Source organism: Streptomyces sp. NPDC058052 (assembly GCF_042885515.1).
Classification (GTDB): Bacteria; Actinomycetota; Actinomycetes; order Streptomycetales; family Streptomycetaceae; genus Streptomyces.
Genome location: NZ_JBHVRX010000027.1, coordinates 77,821 through 96,616, shown reverse-complemented (window position 1 = coordinate 96,616; position 18,796 = coordinate 77,821). Strand labels below are relative to the sequence as shown.

General features: G+C 75.0%; 17 protein-coding genes and 1 riboswitch. Of the genes, 4 read left to right on the top strand and 13 right to left on the bottom strand.

Features of this window, described 5'->3' with window-relative positions:
• Window positions 1-14 precede the first annotated feature (14 nt).
• Window positions 15-620 (bottom strand): TetR/AcrR family transcriptional regulator, encoded by a 606-nt coding sequence (locus tag ACFVU3_RS30165; RefSeq protein WP_390071141.1) that lies wholly within the window; start codon window positions 618-620, stop codon window positions 15-17.
• 122 nt (window positions 621-742) lie between these two features.
• Between ACFVU3_RS30165 and ACFVU3_RS30160 the strand changes: the two genes are divergently transcribed.
• Both ACFVU3_RS30160 and ACFVU3_RS30155 read left to right on the top strand, forming a co-directional pair.
• Window positions 743-1,870 (top strand): ABC transporter permease, encoded by a 1,128-nt coding sequence (locus ACFVU3_RS30160; protein WP_390071139.1) that lies wholly within the window; start codon window positions 743-745, stop codon window positions 1,868-1,870.
• Complete coding sequence (locus ACFVU3_RS30155; RefSeq protein WP_390071137.1) at window positions 1,867-2,541, top strand: ABC transporter ATP-binding protein; 675 nt, start codon at window positions 1,867-1,869, stop codon at window positions 2,539-2,541. The genes ACFVU3_RS30160 and ACFVU3_RS30155 overlap by 4 nt, the downstream gene beginning before the upstream one ends.
• Before the next feature lie 153 nt (window positions 2,542-2,694).
• Here the strand turns inward: ACFVU3_RS30155 and ACFVU3_RS30150 are convergent, their stop codons facing one another.
• From ACFVU3_RS30150 to ACFVU3_RS30135, 4 genes are all read right to left on the bottom strand, one after another.
• A complete protein-coding gene (locus ACFVU3_RS30150; protein ID WP_390071136.1) occupies window positions 2,695-4,080 on the bottom strand; it encodes an FAD-dependent oxidoreductase in 1,386 nt (461 codons plus the stop codon).
• Window positions 4,081-4,247: 167 nt separating this feature from the next.
• Window positions 4,248-4,847: a PadR family transcriptional regulator gene (locus ACFVU3_RS30145; protein WP_390071134.1), complete on the bottom strand. Its 600-nt coding sequence runs from the start codon at window positions 4,845-4,847 to the stop codon at window positions 4,248-4,250.
• Window positions 4,848-4,903: 56 nt separating this feature from the next.
• Complete coding sequence (locus tag ACFVU3_RS30140; protein ID WP_390071132.1) at window positions 4,904-6,928, bottom strand: FAD-dependent oxidoreductase; 2,025 nt, start codon at window positions 6,926-6,928, stop codon at window positions 4,904-4,906.
• A 298-nt stretch (window positions 6,929-7,226) separates the two neighbouring features.
• Entirely contained in the window at window positions 7,227-8,222 is a 996-nt protein-coding gene (locus ACFVU3_RS30135; protein WP_390071130.1) for a helix-turn-helix transcriptional regulator, read from the bottom strand.
• 148 nt (window positions 8,223-8,370) lie between these two features.
• Between ACFVU3_RS30135 and ACFVU3_RS30130 the strand changes: the two genes are divergently transcribed.
• Together ACFVU3_RS30130 and ACFVU3_RS30125 are read left to right on the top strand one after the other, a co-directional pair.
• Complete coding sequence (locus tag ACFVU3_RS30130; RefSeq protein ID WP_390071128.1) at window positions 8,371-12,135, top strand: S8 family serine peptidase; 3,765 nt, start codon at window positions 8,371-8,373, stop codon at window positions 12,133-12,135.
• Between the two features lie 138 nt (window positions 12,136-12,273).
• The gene (locus ACFVU3_RS30125) at window positions 12,274-12,795 is read left to right on the top strand and encodes a hypothetical protein (RefSeq protein ID WP_390071126.1); all 522 of its coding nucleotides are present in this window, start codon (window positions 12,274-12,276) and stop codon (window positions 12,793-12,795) included.
• Between the two features lie 31 nt (window positions 12,796-12,826).
• On the opposite strand, the gene ACFVU3_RS30120 is transcribed toward ACFVU3_RS30125, so the two are convergent.
• From ACFVU3_RS30120 to ACFVU3_RS30085, 8 genes are all read right to left on the bottom strand, one after another.
• Complete coding sequence (locus tag ACFVU3_RS30120; protein ID WP_390071124.1) at window positions 12,827-13,669, bottom strand: ATP-binding cassette domain-containing protein; 843 nt, start codon at window positions 13,667-13,669, stop codon at window positions 12,827-12,829.
• Entirely contained in the window at window positions 13,666-14,415 is a 750-nt protein-coding gene (gene cbiQ / locus ACFVU3_RS30115; RefSeq protein WP_390071123.1) for a cobalt ECF transporter T component CbiQ, read from the bottom strand. The genes ACFVU3_RS30120 and cbiQ overlap by 4 nt, the downstream gene beginning before the upstream one ends.
• Window positions 14,416-14,421: 6 nt before the next feature.
• Window positions 14,422-14,772 carry an energy-coupling factor ABC transporter substrate-binding protein gene (locus ACFVU3_RS30110; protein WP_390071121.1) on the bottom strand — a complete coding sequence of 117 codons (351 nt, stop codon included), beginning with the start codon at window positions 14,770-14,772 and terminating at the stop codon, window positions 14,422-14,424.
• A complete protein-coding gene (locus tag ACFVU3_RS30105; protein ID WP_390071119.1) occupies window positions 14,772-15,467 on the bottom strand; it encodes an energy-coupling factor ABC transporter permease in 696 nt (231 codons plus the stop codon). Before ACFVU3_RS30105 ends, ACFVU3_RS30110 begins: the two co-directional genes overlap by 1 nt.
• A 28-nt stretch (window positions 15,468-15,495) precedes the next feature.
• Window positions 15,496-15,718, bottom strand: a riboswitch (cobalamin riboswitch).
• Between the two features lie 53 nt (window positions 15,719-15,771).
• The gene (locus ACFVU3_RS30100; RefSeq protein ID WP_390071117.1) at window positions 15,772-16,179 is read right to left on the bottom strand and encodes a PTS-dependent dihydroxyacetone kinase phosphotransferase subunit DhaM; all 408 of its coding nucleotides are present in this window, start codon (window positions 16,177-16,179) and stop codon (window positions 15,772-15,774) included.
• Entirely contained in the window at window positions 16,176-16,784 is a 609-nt protein-coding gene (dhaL, locus tag ACFVU3_RS30095; RefSeq protein WP_390071116.1) for a dihydroxyacetone kinase subunit DhaL, read from the bottom strand. Before dhaL ends, ACFVU3_RS30100 begins: the two co-directional genes overlap by 4 nt.
• A 7-nt stretch (window positions 16,785-16,791) precedes the next feature.
• Window positions 16,792-17,784 (bottom strand): dihydroxyacetone kinase subunit DhaK, encoded by a 993-nt coding sequence (gene dhaK / locus ACFVU3_RS30090; protein ID WP_390071114.1) that lies wholly within the window; start codon window positions 17,782-17,784, stop codon window positions 16,792-16,794.
• 461 nt (window positions 17,785-18,245) lie between these two features.
• The gene (locus ACFVU3_RS30085; RefSeq protein WP_390071113.1) at window positions 18,246-18,719 is read right to left on the bottom strand and encodes a hypothetical protein; all 474 of its coding nucleotides are present in this window, start codon (window positions 18,717-18,719) and stop codon (window positions 18,246-18,248) included.
• Window positions 18,720-18,796 lie beyond the last annotated feature (77 nt).

Below are 18,796 nucleotides of genomic sequence, written 5' to 3'. Positions count from 1 at the left end.
GGGCCCCGGGCCGGTCAGCGGCCGGCCGGCGGGAGCGGCGCGAGGCCGCGGAGGGCCGCCACGGCGAGCCGGACGGTCCGGTCGGTCACCGCGGCGTAGTCGGCACCCGCTTCGAGGGCGGTGGTGGCGGCGTTGACGAAGCCCTGGAGCAGGCGGGCGGTCATCAGCGGCGCGTCGTCGCCGAGTTCGGCCAGGGCCTCGACGAGCGGGTCGAGCAGCGCCCGGTGGGCCGCGTCGGCCCCCGCGCGCAGGGCGGCGGCGTCCTCCGCCCCGGCGGTGGCGCGGGCGACGCGGTGCTCGCCGTCGCGGACCATCTCCAGCTGGACGGTGACATGGGCGGCGACCCGCGCCTCGGGCGCGTCCCCGGCGGTGGCGAGCGCGGCCCGGATGCGCTCGGTCCAGCGCGGCGCCGCCTCGCGCACCACTTCGGTGAGCAGGTGGTGCCGGTCGGGGAAGTACTTGTAGACGCTGTTGCGGGCGAGGCCGGTGCGCCGGGCCACCTCCGCGAACGTCACCTTCGAGGCGTCGCCCTCCGCCAGCAGCTCCCGTGCCGCGTCGAGGAGGGCGGCACGCTGCTGGGAGCGGTGGTCGGCGACCGTGGCGGCGTGGATCTTGGGCACGGAGCCAGTCTAGGCACCCGGCCGATGCCGCCCTCGTCCGTACCCACCCCCCCCACTTAGGGACGCTGCGTCGCCATCTTCTATCTTGGGGACGCCTTGTCCCCAACTTTGGAGTGAACGCCATGTTCCTCGCCCTGCTGGAGCTGAGAGCGGCCCGGGGCCGCTTCCTGCTGATGGGCAGCGTCGTCGTGCTCGTCGCCGCGCTCGTCGGCATCGTCTCCGGCTTCACCACCGGCCTGGGGGACGACACCGTCTCCGCCCTGCGCCGGCTCCCCGCCACCCACGTCGCCTTCGCCTCCGGCGCCGCCTCCGACCAGTTCGCCCGCGGGCTCGTCGACGACCGGACCCTCGCCGGCTGGGACCGAGAGCCGGATACCGACGCCACTCCGCTCGGCGTCGCCCTCACCCGGGGCACCACCGGCCGGGGCGTCGAAGTCGACCTCGCCGCCTTCGGCGTCGCGCCCGGCGCCTTCACCGACCCCGGAGCCGACGACGGCGCACCCCTCGACGCGGCCCGGCCCGACGGGATCGTCGTCTCGCGCCAGCTGGTGAACGAGGGCGTCCGCGTCGGCGACACCCTCGCCGTCGACCGCCTCGGCATCACCCTGGAGGTCGTCGGCACCACCGGCCGCTCCTCGTACGGACACGTCCCCGTCGCCTACGTCACCACCGACACCTGGCGCCGCGTCCGCTTCACCGTCCCCGGCGCCGAGGGCCTTCCCGCCGACCTGCCCGCGCAGTACAGCGCCCTGGCCCTCCGGCTCCCCGCGGACGCCGACGGGACCGCGCTCGCCGCCGCCGACGGGCGCCACGGCACCGCGACCGTCCCCCTGGAGGACGCCTTCGCGGCCGCCCCCGGCTACGACGGGGAACGCCTCACCATGACGTCGATCCAGACCTTCCTCTTCCTCATCGCCCCGCTCGTCGTCGGCGCCTTCTTCGCCGTCTGGACCGTCCAGCGCACCCCCGAACTGGCCCTGCTGCGCGCCATGGGAGCCTCCCGGCGCCGCCTGCTCGGCCACACCCTCGCCCAGGCGGCCGTCGTCGTGGTCGCCGGCACCGCCGCCGGCGGGGCGCTCGCCTCCGCCGTCGGTCTGCTCGTCGGCGAACAGGTGCCCTTCAGCCTCCCCGCCACCACCCTGGCGGCCACCATGGGCGCGGTCGCGGCGGTCGGCCTCGCCGGCTCCGCCCTCACCCTGCGCCGCGTCACCACCGTCGACCCCATGACCATGCTGGGAGCCGCCCGATGAGCCTCCGCCTCGACGACATCACCGTCACCCTGGGCCGGGGGGACTCCCGCACCACCGCCCTCGACGGCTTCGGGGCGACCTTCCGCCCCGGCGTCCTCACCGCCCTCGTGGGCCCCTCCGGCTCGGGGAAGTCCACCCTCCTGGCGGTCGCCGGCGCGCTGCTCCGCCCCGACCGGGGCCGGGTCCTCCTCGGCGACACCGATCTCGCGGCCCTCACCGACCGCGACCGCGCCCGGGCCCGCCGCACGCGGGTCGGCTACATGTTCCAGAGCGGCAACCTGCTCACCGGCCTCACCGCCGAGGAACAGCTCCTCGCCGCCGCCTCGGTCGCCGGCCGGCGGCCCCGCGCCCTGCGGGCCAGGGCCCGTGACCTGCTCGCCGAGGTCGGCCTGGAGCACCGGCCCACCCACCGGCCCGACCAGCTCTCCGGCGGCGAGCGCCAGCGGATCGCCCTGGCCAGGGCCCTCCTCCTGGAGCCGGAGCTCCTTCTGATCGACGAACCGACCGCTGCCGTCGACCGGACCAGGGCGGAGGACCTCACCGCGCTCATCGCCCGCACCGCCGAGCGGTACGGCTGCGTGACCGTCGTCGCCACTCACGACCCCGTGGTCACCGAGGCCGCCGGCGCCACCGTCGACATGCTCCGGCAGGCGGCACCGACCCCCGCCTGATCCACCGCCGGGACTCCCGGACGGACACGGCGACGGCGGCCCCGGGCGTCCACCGCCCGGAGCCGCCGCCGCCCCGAACCGCCGGCTGCCGATCCGTCAGCCGGCGACCCAGCAGTCCCGGCCCGCCAGTCCCGGGCCGTCAGTCCCGGCCCGTCAGTCCCGGATCCGCAGCGGAGGTTCCGCCGGCGTCTCCGGGACCGGGGAGAACAGCGCCGCGCGCACCACCGTGGGGGCGAACAGGCTGGTCAGCGGCGCCGTCAGGGTGAGGACCGCGCGGAACGGCACACCGACCACGGCATCGCCCGCCGCCCGCTCCTGCACCCGGGCCAGGTACCAGCCGGTCACCCGGTCCGCCGGCTTCGGCCGCGCCGCGTCGCCCGTCGCACCCGGCATCTTCTTGTCCGCGCCCGCCGAGATGTCCCACGCCTGCCGCGACGCGTCGAGCAGCGCCCGCTGCACCCGCCGGGTGCTCGGCACCCGCCGGGTGTCCGCCAGCGCCCGGCGCAGAGCGACCGCGGAGAGCGCCGCGACCGCCATGCCCTGCCCGTAGATCGGGTTGAACGCGCACAGCGCGTCGCCGGTGGCGAGGAAGCCCGCCGGGCGGCGGCCCGGACGGTCGTACCTGCGGCGGATGTTGGCCGTCCGGCGGAAGCCGTGCACCGGGGTGACCGGCTCCGCGCCGGCCAGCCACTCGCTGATCACCGGGTGCGGCAGCCGCTTCGCGTACTCCTCGAACTCCCCCTCGTCGGTGGGCGGTTCGTCGCCGCGCAGCCCCGAGAAGGTGACCATGTGGTGGCCGTCGCCCAGCGGGACGATCACGCCGCCGTACGGCTGCTGCGGTCCCGGCACGATGTAGTAGCCGAGCGCGTCCGTGGACGGCACCGCGTCCGTCGCCCTGTACACCCGCGAGCCGTAGGCGAGACCGGTGTCGAGGGTCTCCTCGTGCGGCGCCTCCGCGCCGATGGCGGCCAGCCAGTCCGACGCCTTCGTCGACCGTCCGGAGGCGTCCACCACCAGGTCGGCCGCGAGCGTACGGGGCTCCTGCCCGGCGCCCCGCTCCCTCAGCCGGACGCCGGTGACGCGCGACGCGGTGCCGGTCAGCCCCACCGTCTCGGTACCGTCGAGGAGTTCGATCCGCGGGTCGGCGAGCACGCGCTGCCGCACCAGCCACTCCAGCTGGGGCCGCGGGCCGCTGTAGAAGTGCGCGGAGGCGGGCAGCCGGGTGAACCACTGGCCGGCCTGCCACTGGACCATGTCCGTCGGCATGGCGACCTGGGGCGCGCCCAGCTCCCGCAGCTCGTCCATGAATCCCGGCAGCAGTTCGTCGAGCGCCTGCTGGCCGCCCTCAATGAGGACGTGCAGGTGCCGGCCCTGCGGCACTCCGGCCCGGGCGTCCGGGCCCTCCGGCAGCCGGTCGCGCTCGACGACCGTGACCCGCTCCGCGTGTTCGGCGAGGACCCGCGCCGCGAGCAACCCGGCGAGACTTCCCCCGATGACCACCGCGTGACGTGTCCCGCGATGCCCCAAGTCGTCGGTCATACCCGCCCTTTCCTGTCGTGGACCATGACCCGATACCGACCAGTATCCACGGAGGGGAGGGCGCGGGGCCCGCGCGCGCCGGGGGCGGAAGGGCGCGGGGCGGGGGCGCTGACGGACCCGGGCGGGACCCGGGGGGCCGGACGCGGGGGGCGTACCGCGCCCGGTCGTCACTCCTCGGGCCCCGCCCGCTCCGGGTCCGTGCCCTCCGGCCCCGTCCGCTCCGGTTCCGGCTCCTCCGGGCCCAGTTCGCGGAGCGCCGAGGTCAGCCACTCCACCCAGAAGCGCTCCAGGTCGATGCCGCCGCGCAGGACGAGGTGGCGCAGCCGGTCGGGTTCGGTGCCGCGTCGCTCGGCCGGGAAGTCCCGTTCCTCGATGACGTGGTACTCGGCGAGCTGGGCGCGGTGCAGCGCGAGATGGCGCTCCAGCTCGGCGCGCAGGCCCGCCGAGCCGACGACGGCCGCGGCCCGCATCCGCAGCAGCAGCGCGGACCGCAGCGGCTTGGGGTCCTCGGCGGCGCCGACCCACGCGCGCAGGAACTCCCGCCCCGCGGGCAGCACTTCGTACTCCTTGCGCTGCCCGCGCACCGGTACGGGGGAGGGCAGGGCACGGATGTGCCCCGCCTCCTCCAGGCGCCCCAGCTCCCGGTAGATCTGCTGGTGGGTGGCCGACCAGAAGTAGCCGATCGACTTGTCGAAGCGGCGCGTCAGTTCGAGGCCGGAGGACGGCTTCTCGAGCAGCGCGGTGAGGATCGCGTGCGGGAGGGACATGCTCGCATCCTAGGTTCGGCCGGGCCGGGCCGGGCGGGGCGGGGCGGTTCAGCGGGTCACAGGGTGGCGGCGAGCCGGGTGCCCTGGTCGATGGCCCGCTTGGCGTCCAGCTCGGCGGCGACGTCCGCGCCGCCGATGAGGTGTGCCGTGCGGCCGGCGGCGACCAGCTCCTCGTACAGGCCCCGCTGGGGCTCCTGGCCGGAGCAGAGGACGATGGTGTCCACCGGCAGCAGCTGCCGCTCGCCGTCGATGGTGAGGTGCAGGCCCTCGTCGTCGATCCGCTCGTAGCCGACGCCCGCGACCATGGCGACGCCGCGGTGCTTGAGCTCGGTGCGGTGGATCCAGCCGGTGGTCTTGCCGAGCCCGGCGCCGACCTTGGTGGTCTTGCGCTGGAGCAGGTGCACCTGGCGCGGGGGCGCGTTCCGCTCGGGCGCGCGCAGTCCGCCCCGGTTCGCGTAGGAGGTGTCGACGCCCCACTGGCGGAAGTACGTCTCGGGGTCCTGGCTCGCGCCCTCGCCGCCGTCGGTCAGGAACTCGGCGACGTCGAAGCCGATGCCGCCGGCGCCGATGATCGCGACCCGCTCGCCGACGGGCGCGCCGTCGCGCAGCACGTCGAGGTAGCTGACGACGCTCGGGTGGTCCTGGCCCTCGATGCCGGGGCTGCGGGGGGTGACGCCGGTGGCGACCACGACCTCGTCGTAGCCGTCGAGGTCGGCGGCGGAGACATGGGTGCCGAGGCGGACGTCGATGCCGTGTTCGGCGAGCTGGACGCGGAAGTAGCGGAGGGTCTCGTCGAACTCCTCCTTGCCGGGGACCCGCTTGGCGACGTTCAGCTGGCCGCCGATCTCCGCGGCGGCGTCGAAGAGGGTGACGGAGTGGCCGCGCTCGGCCGCCGAGACGGCGCAGGAGAGGCCGGCCGGTCCCGCGCCGACGACGGCGATCCGCTTGGCGAGCCGGGTGGGGGAGAGGACCAGCTCGGTCTCGTGGCAGGCGCGCGGGTTGACCAGGCAGGAGGTGATCTTGAGGTTGAAGGTGTGGTCGAGGCATGCCTGGTTGCAGCCGATGCAGGTGTTGATGGTCTCGGAGCGCCCGGCGGACGCCTTGTTCACGAAGGCGGGGTCGGCGAGGAAGGGGCGGGCGAGCGAGACGAGGTCGGCGCGGCCGTCGGCGAGGATCTCCTCGGCGACCTCGGGGGTGTTGATGCGGTTGCTGGTGACGAGCGGCACCGACACCGCGCCCATGAGCTTCTTGGTCACCCAGGTGTAGGCGCCGCGCGGGACGGAGGTGGCGATGGTGGGGATGCGGGCCTCGTGCCAGCCGATGCCGGTGTTGATGATGGTCGCGCCCGCGGCCTCGATCTCCTTGGCGAGCCGGACGACCTCCTCCAGGGTGGAGCCGCCGGGGACGAGGTCCAGCATGGAGAGGCGGTAGACGACGATGAAGTCGGTACCGACCCGCTCGCGGATCCGGCGGACGATCTCCAGCGGGAAGCGGACGCGGTTCTCGTAGGAGCCGCCCCAGCGGTCGGTGCGCCGGTTGGTGGCGGCGGCGATGAACTCGTTGATGAGGTAGCCCTCGGAGCCCATGACCTCGACGCCGTCGTAGCCGGCCTCCCGGGCGAGCTCGGCGCACCGGGCGTAGTCCTCGACGGTCTGCTCGACCTCGGCCTCGGTCAGCTCGTTCGGCACGAAGGGGCTGATGGGTGCCTGGATCGCGCTCGGCGCGACCAGCGCGGGGTGGTAGGCGTACCGCCCGAAGTGCAGGATCTGCATCGCGATCCTGCCGCCCTCGGCGTGCACGGCGTCGGTGATCAGCCGGTGCTCGGCGACCTCCTCGGCGGTGGTCAGCTTGGCGCCGCCGTCCCACGGCCGCCCGGCCTCGTTCGGGGCGATGCCGCCGGTGACGATGAGGCCGACACCCCCGCGGGCCCGCTCGGCGTAGAAGGCGGCCATGCGCTCGAAGCCGTGCTCGGTCTCCTCCAGGCCGACGTGCATCGACCCCATGATCACCCGGTTGGGCAGGGTGGTGAAGCCGAGGTCGAGCGGGCTGAGCAGATGCGGGTACGGGGTCGTCGCGGTCACGGGGCGCCTCCTCGCGCAGGGATCGTCGCACCCTGTTGTAGGCGACCCGCCCCCGCTTATGCAACTAGTTGCAGAAGGATCGGGGTGTGATGGTTACTACTCGGTAGAAAGGTCTCCGGCCCTTGACGCCCCCTCGCCGCGCCGCCGGGGAACCGGCGATCCAGCCGCACCCCGGCGCCGGGGCCTCGGCGATCCCGCCTCACCGTGCCGCCGGGGGCTCGGAGTTCCAGCCTCACGGCGTCGCCGGGGACCCGCCGATCCACCCTCACCGCGCCGCCGGCGGACCGGCGATCCACCCTCACCGCGCCACCGGCGGACCGGCGATCCAGCCGCGTTCGTACGCGCACCACCCCAGCTGGATCCTGGTGGACGCCCCCGCCAGGTCCATCAGCCCCCTCACCCGCCGCTTCACCGTGCGCAGTCCCAGGCGCAGCTGCTTGCCGATGCTCGCGTCGGTCATGCCGACCAGCAGCAGGGCCAGGATCCGCAGATCCGTCGCGTCGGGACCCGCGGGCTCGTTCTCGATCAGCTCCCCGCCCCTGCCGAGCCGGAGCGGCAGCGCGTTCCGCCAGACCCGCTCGAAGACGTCCATCAGCAGGTCCAGCGCCCCGCTCGCGTGGATCACCAGGGCGGACGGCTCGGAGCCCCGCTCGCCCAGCGGCACCATCGCCAGCGCCCGGTCGGCCACCACCAGCTTCGTCGGCACCTTCTCGGTCAGCCGCACCTCCTGCCGCCGCCCCAGCCCCAGGGTCAGCTCGGTGAGCTGGCCCGGCAGCGCCAGCGCCTCCCGTTCCAGCACCACCCGGTAGGCGACGCCGCGGGCCACGGCCGCGTCCTCCACCGGGTTCTCCGTCGGCGCGACGGCGACCGGCGCGCCGGTGACCAGCACGCACAGCTCCTCCGCCGCGCCCATCTGCAGCTGGAGGAACCGGTGCGCCACCGCGCTCGCCCCCGTCACCACCTCCACCAGGTCGTGCACCGCCGGCTCCGCCGCCTCCGACCGGTACACCTCCGCCAGCAGCGCCGCCGCCCGCTCGGCCCCGTCCAGCACCTGCCGCTGGCGGGTGAGCAGCGCGCCCAGCGCGACCCCCGGCGGAGCCGGCACCCACCGTTCCGACGCGGCACGGGGCCGGGCCGCGAGCCCCTGCTCCTCCAGTCCGCGCAGCGCGGCCGCCACGGCTCCCTCGCCGAGCCCGAGCCGCCGCGCGAGCCCGCCCTGGTCCGCGCCGCCGAGCCGCACCAGGGCGCGGTACGCCGCCTCCTGCGTGTCGTCGAGTCCGATCGCTCCGAGCACTGGGGACCCCCCTTCCGGAGGGTGTCCTTCCACCGCTGCCGTGGCGGGAAACGGTCGTGGCACCTTCCCGCCCGTCCGTACTGTTCCGCCGCTCCCGTGCCCGCTGCCAAGGTGTCGCCACCGCACCAGCAACGATCAAGGGAGAACGATGCGCCCGATATCGCGCACGGCCCTGGGGGCGGCGACCGCCGCCGTCCTGGCCGTCACCGCGCTGACGCCGTCCGCGGCCGCCGGACCGGCGGCCGCCCCCGGCGACGGACCCCTCGTCGGCACCCAGGAGGCCGCCCGGCACACGGGCGGGCCCGTGACCGTCACCCTCGTCACCGGCGACCGCGTCCTCGTCGCCACCGACGGCACCGGCCGCGCCACCGCGACGGCCCTGCCCCGCGAGGACGGCAGCGTCCCGCTCCTGGAGACCCGCCACCACGGCGGGGACCTGTACGTCTACCCCGACGGCGCCGCGGGACCGCTCGCCGCCGACCGCGTCGACGAGGAACTCTTCAACGTCACCGGCCTCATCCGGCAGGGCTACGACGACGCCCGCACCACCGCCCTCCCGCTGATCGCCGTCTACGACTCCTCCGTCGACGTCGCCCGCGCCGTCCCGGCCTCCCCGCGCGGCGCCTCCCGCGGCCCGGCCCTCCCCGCGGCGCACGGCGTCGCCCTCAAGGCCGACAAGGACGAGGCCGCCGCCTTCTGGGCCGACATCACCTCGCCCCGCTCCCGCGCCGCCGCCGACGTCCGGAAGATCTGGCTGGACCGCAAGGTCGAGGCCACCCTCGAACAGTCCACCGCGCAGGTCGGCGCCGACCTCGCCTGGGCCGCCGGCTACGACGGCGAGGGCACCAAGGTGGCCGTCCTCGACACCGGTGCCGACACCGGGCACCCGGACCTGGAAGGCCGGATCACCGCCTCCCGCAACTTCACCGACTCCCCGGACGCCGGCGACCGCCAGGGCCACGGCACCCACACGATCTCCACCGCGGGCGGCTCCGGCGCGGCGAGCGACGGCAGGAAGAAGGGCGTCGCCCCGGGCGCGGAACTCCTCAACGGCAAGGTCCTCAACGACGGCGGCTCCGGCGCCACGTCCTGGATCATCGCCGGCATGCAGTGGGCCGTCGACAACGACGCCGACATCGTCTCCATGAGCCTCGGCGACCCCACCCCGACCGACTGCACCGACCCGATGAGCGCCGCCACCGAGCAGCTCGCCCGCTCCACCGACACGCTCTTCGTCGTCGCCGCCGGAAACTCCGGACCGGGCCTGAACACCGTCTCCTCGCCCGGCTGCGCCCCCAGCGTCCTGACCGTCGGAGCCGTCGACCGCGACGACTCCACCGCCCCCTTCTCCAGCCGCGGCCCGTCCCCCGTCACCCACACCCTCAAGCCCGAGATCGCCGCCCCCGGCGTGGCCATCTCCGCCGCCGCCGCGGGCGGACGCGGGGTGTACGCCTACCGCGCGATGTCCGGTACGTCGATGGCCGCCCCGCACGTCGCGGGCGCCGCCGCCGTCGTCAAGCAGCGCCACCCCGACTGGACGCCCCAGCGGATCAAGGCCGCCCTCGTCTCCTCGGCCGAGGCCGACATCCCGGGCGACGCCCGCGAGACCGGCGGCGGCCGGCTCGACGTCAAGGCGGCCCTCGACGCGACGGTGCTCGGCGCCCCCGCCGTCCAGGGCGGCTCCTTCGCCTGGCCGCAGAGCGACGGCGACCGCACCACCGTCTCCGTCCCGTACACCAACACGGGCGACCGGCCGGTGAAGCTGCGCCTGGCCCTCCAGCGCGTCACCGGGAACGACGGCACCCGGATCGGCTCCCCGATCGCCCGCCTCGGCGCGCACACCGTCACCGTCCCCGCCGGCGCCACCGTCGAGGTCCCGCTCGCGCTGAACCCGGCCGCCCGGCTGGAGGCCGCCCAGTACGGCGACATCACCGGCCGCGTCCTCGCCACCGCCGACGGCGTCCACGTCTCCACCCCGTTCTCCCTCCACGTCGAGCCGCGCACCGTCACCCTGACGGTGAAGACCGTCGACCGGCTCGGCAAGCCGGCCGCGGGCACCTCCGCCCTCGACGTCATCAGCACCGACACCGCCACCGGCGAGCGCCGCTACAACCAGGGCGCGGCGGAGCAGACGTACCGGCTGCGCCCCGGCAGCTACTTCCTGTCCTCCTTCGTCGTCACGCCCGACAGCGGCGACGGCGCGAAGCTCGCCGACTCGATCACGTACCTGGGCCGCCCCCAGGTCGAGCTGACGAAGGACACCACCGTCGTCCTCGACGCCCGCCGGGCCCACCGGCTGCGGCTGCGGACCGACCGCCCGACCGAGGTGCGCAGCGCGATGCTGAGCTTCTCGCGCTCCTGGGACGACACCTGGTCGCACGCCGGGACCCTCTCCGGCGGCCGTACCGTCCGCGGCTACTACGCCTCCGTCGACGGCGAGGCCCGCGACGGGGACTTCGCCTTCGAGAGCTACTGGCGGGCCGCGGCGCCGCTGCTCTCCGTCTTCGGTGTCGTCGGGGGCGAGGACCTGCACCCCGTCACCGCCTCCTCGGGCTCGCTCAACCTCGACGGAACGGGCGAGGCGCCCCTCGTCGACGCCGGGACCGGCACGCCCGCGGAACTCGCGGCCGCCGGCGTCCAGGGCAAGATCGCCCTGGTCCGGATCGCCGACAGCTCGGCGAGCGTCTCGGTGCAGGCCCGCGACGCCAAGGCCGCGGGCGCCAAGGCCGTCCTCGCCCATCACGCCGCCCCCGGCCGCTGGCAGCCCGCCATCGGCACCACCACCGAACTCCCCGCCCTCGCCGTCGAGTCCGCCGAGGCCGGAGCACTCCTGGACCGGCTGACCGCCGGCGGCGTCACGCTCCGCTGGAAGGGCGTCGCGAAGAGCCCGTACACGTACACCCTCGCCTTCCCGCAGCGGGGCGAGATCGACGGCGACCGCACCTACCGCGTCGACGACGACCGCCTCGGCCGCAGCACCTCCACCCACCACTCCATGGGCGTCGCCGCCGACTACATCGACGCCACGATCGCCGGCCGGCCGGACGGCTCGCGGGTCCTCCTGCCCTTCGACAGCGTCGCCGTGCCCAGCACCCGGACCGACTTCCACACCCCCGGCGACACCACCTGGCAGCGCTACCTCTCCAGCAGCTTCCCCTGGGGCGAGTTCATGGTCGCCGCACCGCACGCCTACACCACGGGGGAGCGCCGCGACGACCACTGGTACGACGGCGTCGTCACCCCCCGCGCCCCGATCGACGCCGCCGGGCAACCCCGCCTGGCCGCCGAACGCCAGGGCGACCTGATCGGCGTCGCCACCGCGATGTGGGGCGACGGCACCCACCACGGCGAGGCCGGATCGTTCGGTGACATCGGCAATCTGAAGCTGCGCCGCGACGGGAAGCAGATCGGCAGCTCCATCTACCCGTACGGCGTCTTCGACGTACCGGCGGACGAAGGCGCGTACGAACTGGAGCAGTTCATCCAGAAGATCGGCACGCCGGCGAAGGTCTGGCAGCGGTCGACCTCGGTCGCCACCGTCTGGCGGTTCCGCTCCGCGCGGGACGAGAACGTCTACTCCCAGCCCGTCCCGCTCCTCTTCCCCCGCCTGGGACTGCCCGGGGAGGACGGGGCCAAGGCCGTCGCCGCGCGGGCCGGCCAGAAGATCACCCTGAACGCGACCGGCCACGGCGGCTACACCCCCGCCGCCCTCGTCTCCGCCTCGCTGTCGTACTCGTACGACGGCGGCGCGACCTGGACCGAGGCCCCGGTCACCCGGCACGACGGCACGTGGACCGCGACCCTGGACCACACCGCGGCCGCCGGCGAGCAGGTCACGCTGCGCGCCGAACTGGCCGACGCGAACGGCAACTCCGTCCGCCAGACGGTCACCCGCGCCTACGACGTGCGCTGACCCGCCCCGAGGCCCCGTCGGGCGTCCCGCATCGCGCGGACGCCCGACGGGGCCCGCCCGTACGCTCCTCGCGCGGGGAACCGGCCCGGGCCCCCTGAGAGCGACACTCGCCCGGGCGGGGAACTAGGCTCGGGCCCCATGGGAGCGACACTCGTCCACGAGGGCGGCGCCTTCGTGAACTTCCGGCACCACGCCTTCGCCGAACCCCGCGCCCACGGCTTCCGCTGGGTCGACGTGAAGCGCTTCCGGCTCCCTTCCCCCACCGCCACCGACCGCGAACTCCTCGCCGCCCTCGTCGCCCACGAGCAGTTCCGGGACGACTACGCGGGCGGCGGGGTCGACCCCGAGGGCACGCGGCACGGCGCGTACTGGCTCCGCCTCGTCACCCCCGACGCGTACGCGCCCGTCACCCGGGAGCGGGCCGCCGGCCTCCTGAGGAGCTGGGCGGAGCAGTACGGGCCCGTCCCCTGCTCCCTCGCCGAGGCGCTGCGCCGCGAGGTGCTGGACGCGCTGGCGGAGGCGGACGCCGTCCACCACCTCGACGGACTCGGGGAGGCGGAGCACCACGACTGGGCGAGCGTCCACGGCGAGTTCCACGAACTCGTCCTCGTCGACCGCGCGGCCGGACGGCTCACCCTCGTCGTCGCGGCCGACGACTGAGTCCCGCCCGGCCGCGCCCCGGCCGGACCGCTCAGCCCACCCGGTCCAGCAGGGCGTCCAGGTCCTCCGCCGTCCGCGGGACCGGCGCGCCCTCCGGCAGCAGCCCCTGCGCGCGGAGCAGCCGCCCGACCGGGACCGCCCAGGGGCGCCGCAGCCGTGCCGCGTCCAGCAGCGCCTCGTCCGCCAGGAGTTCGGCGGCCGGCCCGGTGCGCAGCCCGGCGGGGGAGAGGACAGCGGCCTCGTCGGCCCAGCGCAGTGCCAGGTCCACGTCGTGCGTGGCCATGACCACCGTCGTGCCCGCCGCCCGCAGCCGCTCCAGGGTCTCCAGGAGCCGCTCCTGGCCGTGCGGGTCCAGACCCGCCGTCGGCTCGTCCATGATCAGGACCCGGGGGCGCATCGCCACCGCGCCCGCGATCGCCGCCCGCTTCCGCTGCCCGTAGGACAGCAGGTGCGTCGGCCGGTCCGCCAGCGCGGTGATGTCCAGCGCCTCCAGCGCCTCCGCGACCCGGAGCCGTACCTCCTCCTCCGGCAGCCCCAGGTTCATCGGCCCGAACGACACGTCCTGCGCCACCGACGCGGCGAAGAGCTGGTCGTCCGGGTCCTGCACCACCAGCTGCACCGAGGTCCGCAGCCGGGTCAGCCCCTTCCGGTCGTACGCCACCTCCGCCCCGTCGAGCAGCAGCGCCCCGGAACCGCACCGCAGCCCGCCGCTCAGCAGCCGCAGCAGCGTCGTCTTCCCGCCGCCGTTGCGCCCGAGCAGCGCGATCGCCCGGCCCTCCGTCACCGCGAAGCCGACATCGGTGAGGACGGCCGGCCCGTCCTCGTACGCGAAACCCGCGCGCACCAACTCCACGACCGGGGTGGGGGCCGTCATGGCAGGAACCTTTCCAGTACGAGGGTGAGGGCGACGAGCCCCGCGAGGAGGCCGGCCGTCGCCGCGAGGAACGGGCGGGAGACCGGTGCCTCGGGCAGCAGCACCCGCAGCGTCCCGTCGTAGCCGCGCCCGGCCAGACCGGTCTGCAGCCGCTGCGCCCGGTCGAAGGCCCGCACGAACGAGGTCGCGCCGAGCCCGGCCAGCGACCGCCAGACGGCCGCCCGGGTCGTCGCCCCGAGCCGCGCCGCCTGCGCCTGCCGCACCTTGGCCTGCGCGTCGAGCAGCAGGAACACGATCCGGTACATCACCAGGGCCACGTCCACCACCGGCGCCGGCACCCTGGCCCGCACCAGGCGCGGCAGCACGTCGGACACCGGCGTGGTGAACGCGAACAGCAGCACGCCCAGCGAGGCCGAGGCCGTCCGCAGCAACAGTTCCCCGGCGTGCGCCGGCCCGTCCGGAGCCCAGGCCACGGCGCCGCCGGGCCCGCCCACCGCGAACAGCAGCGGGACGGCGCCCGTGACGCAGAAGCCCAGCGGGATCCGGAAGGCCCGCCACAGCTGCCGCCCCGGCACACCGGCCGGGCCGAGCAGCACGGAGAGCGTGGCCGCCGCGACCAGGAGCGCCCCGGGCCACGGCGGCAGACACACCGCGCAGAGGGTCAGGCCGAAGCCGAGCACGGCCTTCTCCGCCGGATGGCGGCGGCGCCAGCGACTGCTGTGCGCCGCCGCGTCGATCGGCAGCATCGGCGGCTACGCGTCCGCGCCCGCGCCCGGGGCGCCGCTCTCCTCGCGGGCCGCGGCCCGCTCCTCGCCCTGCCTCCGGCCGCGCCGCAGCCCGAAGTAGTAGGCGAGGACACCGGCGCCGAGCGCCGCCTGGAGGGCGAACAGCGCCGACTCGATCTCGCCGGACGGCGGCTCGTACAGCGGGCTGAACCACGGCTCGTAGTCCGGCCGGATCTCCGTGATCGCCGTCTCGGCCTCCGCGTCGGCGCCGGTGAACGGCTCCTCCTTGTGGTCGCCGAGACCGAGCGCCAGCGGCAGCACCGCCAGCGCCGCCACGAGCGCCAGCAGCAGGGTGTTGATCTTCGCGTTCCGGCTCATCACGCCGCCGCCTCCTCGCGTCGCTCGGACTTCGGCCGGGCGAGCACGCCGAGCCGCAGCAGGTCGCCCTTGCTGGACTGCGTGAGCAGCCGCACCACCAGGACGGTCAGCAGCCCCTCGCTCACGGCGAGCGGGATCTGCGTCACCGCGAAGATGGAGCCGAACTTCGCCAGCGAACCGGCGATGCCGCTGCCCGGGTCGGGGAACGCGACGGCCAGCTGGACGCTGGTCACGCAGTACGTCGACAGGTCGGCGACGAACGCGCCGAAGAACACGCTCACCATCAGCGGCGCTCCGGACCGCTTCAGCAGCACATAGGCGCCGTATCCCGCCCAGGGCCCGACGATCGCCATCGAGAAGACGTTCGCCCCCAGCGTGGTCAGCCCGCCGTGGGCGAGCAGCAGCGCCTGGAACAGCAGCGTGATCGTCCCGAGCACCGCCATGATCGGCGGCCGGAACAGGATGGCACCGAGCCCCGTACCCGTCGGGTGGGAACAACTTCCCGTCACCGACGGCAGTTTGAGCGCGGACAGGACGAACGTGAAGGCGCCGGAGGCGCCGAGCAGCAGGGTGGACTCGGGGTTGGCGCGCACCTCGCGGGTGAGCGCGCGGACGCCGTGGACGACGAACGGGGCCGACGCGACGCCCCAGGCGGCCGCATGGACGGGGGGCAGATACCCCTCGGCGATATGCATGATCGGGAGACCCTCTCCAGCACCTCGTGGATGGACAACGCGCCCTGGCCGGTCTCCTGGCTGACGGTAGTGACGCCCGACTCCGCCTTCCCACCCCGCGACGGTCTCCCGCGGCGGAGCAGTGGCTTCCCCGAGGGGATGGAGCCGGACCTCCCGATCACAGTGGCGAGGGCCGCACCGGTACTGCACCGGTTTCCCGAACACCAAGGCGCTGTGACATTAGTGTGTTGACCTGCTTCATCACAATGCGGGGTCGGTCACGTGCGCTGCGGAGTCCCCGTACCGGATCCGCCGCCGGGGCCCGTCAGACCTTGCGGTAGCCGTACGCCTCCGAGGCCGCGGCCGTCACCGCGGCGAGGTCGCCGCCGGCGCTCGCCGTCACCAGGGCGGCCACCGCGCCCTCCACGAAGGGGGCGTCCACGAGCCGTGTGCCCTCCGGGAGTTCGTCGCCCTCCGCGAGGAGCGCCTTCACGGTGAGGACCGCGCTGCCCAGGTCCACCAGGACGGCCACCCCGGCCCCCGCGTCGACGTCCCGCGCGGCCGCGGTGACCAGGTCGGCGCTCGTGCCGAGCCCGCCGTCGGGCGCACCGCCCGCCGCCGCGAGCGGTGCCAGGTCGCCGCCGCCGGCGAGTCCCCGCGCCAGCTCCGCGACCGCCGCCGCGACGGCCGCGCTGTGCGAGACCAGCACGATGCCGACCCGGTCCGCGCTCATCCGGCCGCCACCTCCTCCAGCGCGGCGAACAGCAGGGCGGAGGACGTCGCCCCCGGGTCCTGGTGTCCGACCGACCGCTCGCCGAGATAGCTGGCCCGCCCCTTGCGGGCGCGCAGCGGGACGGTCGCGAGGGCGCCTTCCCCGGCGGCGGTGCGGGCCGCCGCGAAGGACTCGGGCAGGGCCGCCACCGCGGGGGTCAGCGCGTCCAGCATCGTCTTGTCGCCCGGGACGGCCCCGCCGAGCTGCCCGACGGCCGCGACGCCGGCCGCCAGCGCCTGAGCGAGTTCGGCCCGTGTGACCTCACCGGCCTCGCCGAGCGCCTTGCCGGCCCGCCGCAGCAGTGTCCCGTACAGCGGGCCGGAGGCCCCGCCCACCGTGGAAATCAGCTGCCGTCCGGCGGCGACGAGGACCGCGCCCGGTGTCGCGGGCGGTTCCTCCGCCAGCGTCCCGGCCACCGCCGTGAACCCGCGCCGCAGGTTGGCGCCGTGGTCCGCGTCGCCGATCGCCGCGTCGAGCTCGGTCAGCCGGCCGGCCTCGCGGTCCACCGCCTCCGCCACCGCTCCCATCCAGCGCACCACGAACGCGGCGCCGTAGGTCTCCGTCATCGCCCGCTCACCGTCCCCAGCGCAGCGCGGCCGTCGACACCGGCGCGTCCCACAGCCGCAGCAGCTCCTCGTCCGCCGCGCACACCGTCACCGAGCACCCCGCCATGTCGAGCGAGGTCACGTAGTTCCCGACCAGCGTCCGCGCGACCGGCACCCGGCGGGCGTCCAGCACCCGCCGCACCTCCGCGTTGAACCCGTACAGCTCCAGGAGCGGCGTCCCGCCCATCCCGTTCACCAGCAGCAGCACCGGATCCGACGGCCGCAGGTCGTCCAGGACCGCGTCGACGGCCGCCTCGGCGATCTCCCGCGCCGTCATCATCCCGCGCCGCTCCCGCCCCGGTTCGCCGTGGATGCCGACGCCCAGCTCCAGCTCCCCGGGCGGCAGGTCGAAGGTCGGGCTGCCCTTCGCGGGCGTGGTGCAGGCGCTCAGCGCCACCCCGAACGACCGCGACCGCGCGACCACCCGCCGGGCCAGCGCCTCCACCCGCTCCAGCGGCGCGCCCTCCTCGGCCGCCGCCCCGGCCAGCTTCTCCACGAAGAGCGTCGCCCCGGTGCCCCGCCGCCCCGCCGTGTACAGACTGTCCGTCACCGCCACGTCGTCGTCGACGAGCACCTTGGCGACCTGGATGCCCTCGTCCTCGGCGAGTTCGGCGGCCATCTCGAAGTTCAGCACGTCCCCGGTGTAGTTCTTCACCACGAACAGCACCCCGGCCCCGCTGTCCACCGCGGCCGCGGCCCGCACCATCTGATCGGGCACGGGCGAGGTGAAGACCTCTCCGGGACAGGCGCCGTCCAGCATCCCCGGCCCCACGAACCCCGCGTGCAGCGGCTCGTGCCCCGAGCCGCCCCCCGACACCAGCGCCACCTTCCCGGCCACCGGCGCGTCCCTCCGCACCACCACCCGCCGTTCCACGTCCACGGTCAGCTCGGGATGCGCGGCGGCCAGCCCGCGCAGGGCATCGGCGACGACGGTCTCCGGGACGTTGATGAGCATCTTCACGGATACCTCCTGGTGAGTCTGCGCAGCATGGCGAAATTATCGACGCCCGACCCCGTCCGGGCACAGATGCGGACGGGGCCGGGCGAGTGTCGGTGCCGCGGACGGACCGGCGGCCTTCCGGTGGCCCGTCACCGGGGGGCCTGCCGCGCTGGGAGGGAACGATCACCGGGTGGACGTGCTGCTCGACGGGGTCATGCTGGGGTGGTTCCCGCAGGTGGCCGTCGCCGCGGTCTTCGTCGCCGTCGACAGCCACGGCATGGAGCCCCGGGCGGGGCGCGCAGCTCGCCCTCATGACGGTGCTCAGCTTCCTCGTCCTCGACGCCGGCGTCGTGGTCGCGGGCGTGTTCGGGCACCTGGTCATGTGAGTCGCCCGGACCACCCCGGGGTCCGGGCGGTCCGGGCGGTCGGGCGAACGCACGCCCGAGGCTGCCGGGGGCCCGGGCTCGGCCCGGGCCGACGGTTCACGCGCCGCGCGGCGGGGCGATTTCGTCGGTCATGCGGATCAGGGTCTCGTGGTACGCGTTCCGCCGGAATTCGGGATGGCGTTCGTCGACGATGCTCAGCGCATCGGCGGAGAAACGGTGGACGGAATCCAGGAAATCGGTCGTCCCGCACGTGCCGGGAACGGGGTCCCACGATCGCAGGACCTTCAGGTCCTCTCCCGAAGGAATGAATTCGATCAGGAGGCTGCTCTCGGTGAAACTGATGCGGCCGGGCTGTCCGGCGGAGACGGACCGGGCCGCCAGGAGAGCGCAGTGGGCGAAGTCGAGAAGAGGGGATTTCAGCCGCTCGGTCTCAAACCCCGTCGCCGTGACGAACATCCTGGCCTCGAAATATCCGTAGCGCAGGTTCATCTCGCTCGTCGTGGCCAGCTCGGCCGCCTGCTTCTCCGAAGGCTCCCTGACCGAGTCGTGATCGAATTCGAGGAGAAACATCGCTGGGTGAAAACCTTTCGATTCTGTGGCCGGTCGGCCGCCTGTGCCCGGCGGATATTCCGCCGGGCACAGGGGTG

Excerpts from the sequence above, each read along its gene's own strand:
- ACFVU3_RS30160 (WP_390071139.1), top strand. The coding sequence starts at position 743 with ATGTTCCTCGCCCTGCTGGAGCTGAGAGCGGCCCGGGGCCGCTTCCTG.
- ACFVU3_RS30155 (WP_390071137.1), top strand. The coding sequence starts at position 1,867 with ATGAGCCTCCGCCTCGACGACATCACCGTCACCCTGGGCCGGGGGGAC.
- ACFVU3_RS30150 (WP_390071136.1), bottom strand. The coding sequence starts at position 4,080 with ATGACCGACGACTTGGGGCATCGCGGGACACGTCACGCGGTGGTCATC.
- ACFVU3_RS30145 (WP_390071134.1), bottom strand. The coding sequence starts at position 4,847 with ATGTCCCTCCCGCACGCGATCCTCACCGCGCTGCTCGAGAAGCCGTCC.
- ACFVU3_RS30130 (WP_390071128.1), top strand. The coding sequence starts at position 8,371 with ATGCGCCCGATATCGCGCACGGCCCTGGGGGCGGCGACCGCCGCCGTC.
- ACFVU3_RS30125 (WP_390071126.1), top strand. The coding sequence starts at position 12,274 with ATGGGAGCGACACTCGTCCACGAGGGCGGCGCCTTCGTGAACTTCCGG.
- ACFVU3_RS30120 (WP_390071124.1), bottom strand. The coding sequence starts at position 13,669 with ATGACGGCCCCCACCCCGGTCGTGGAGTTGGTGCGCGCGGGTTTCGCG.
- cbiQ (WP_390071123.1), bottom strand. The coding sequence starts at position 14,415 with ATGCTGCCGATCGACGCGGCGGCGCACAGCAGTCGCTGGCGCCGCCGC.
- ACFVU3_RS30110 (WP_390071121.1), bottom strand. The coding sequence starts at position 14,772 with ATGAGCCGGAACGCGAAGATCAACACCCTGCTGCTGGCGCTCGTGGCG.
- ACFVU3_RS30105 (WP_390071119.1), bottom strand. The coding sequence starts at position 15,467 with ATGCATATCGCCGAGGGGTATCTGCCCCCCGTCCATGCGGCCGCCTGG.
- ACFVU3_RS30100 (WP_390071117.1), bottom strand. The coding sequence starts at position 16,179 with ATGAGCGCGGACCGGGTCGGCATCGTGCTGGTCTCGCACAGCGCGGCC.
- dhaL (WP_390071116.1), bottom strand. The coding sequence starts at position 16,784 with ATGACGGAGACCTACGGCGCCGCGTTCGTGGTGCGCTGGATGGGAGCG.
- ACFVU3_RS30085 (WP_390071113.1), bottom strand. The coding sequence starts at position 18,719 with ATGTTTCTCCTCGAATTCGATCACGACTCGGTCAGGGAGCCTTCGGAG.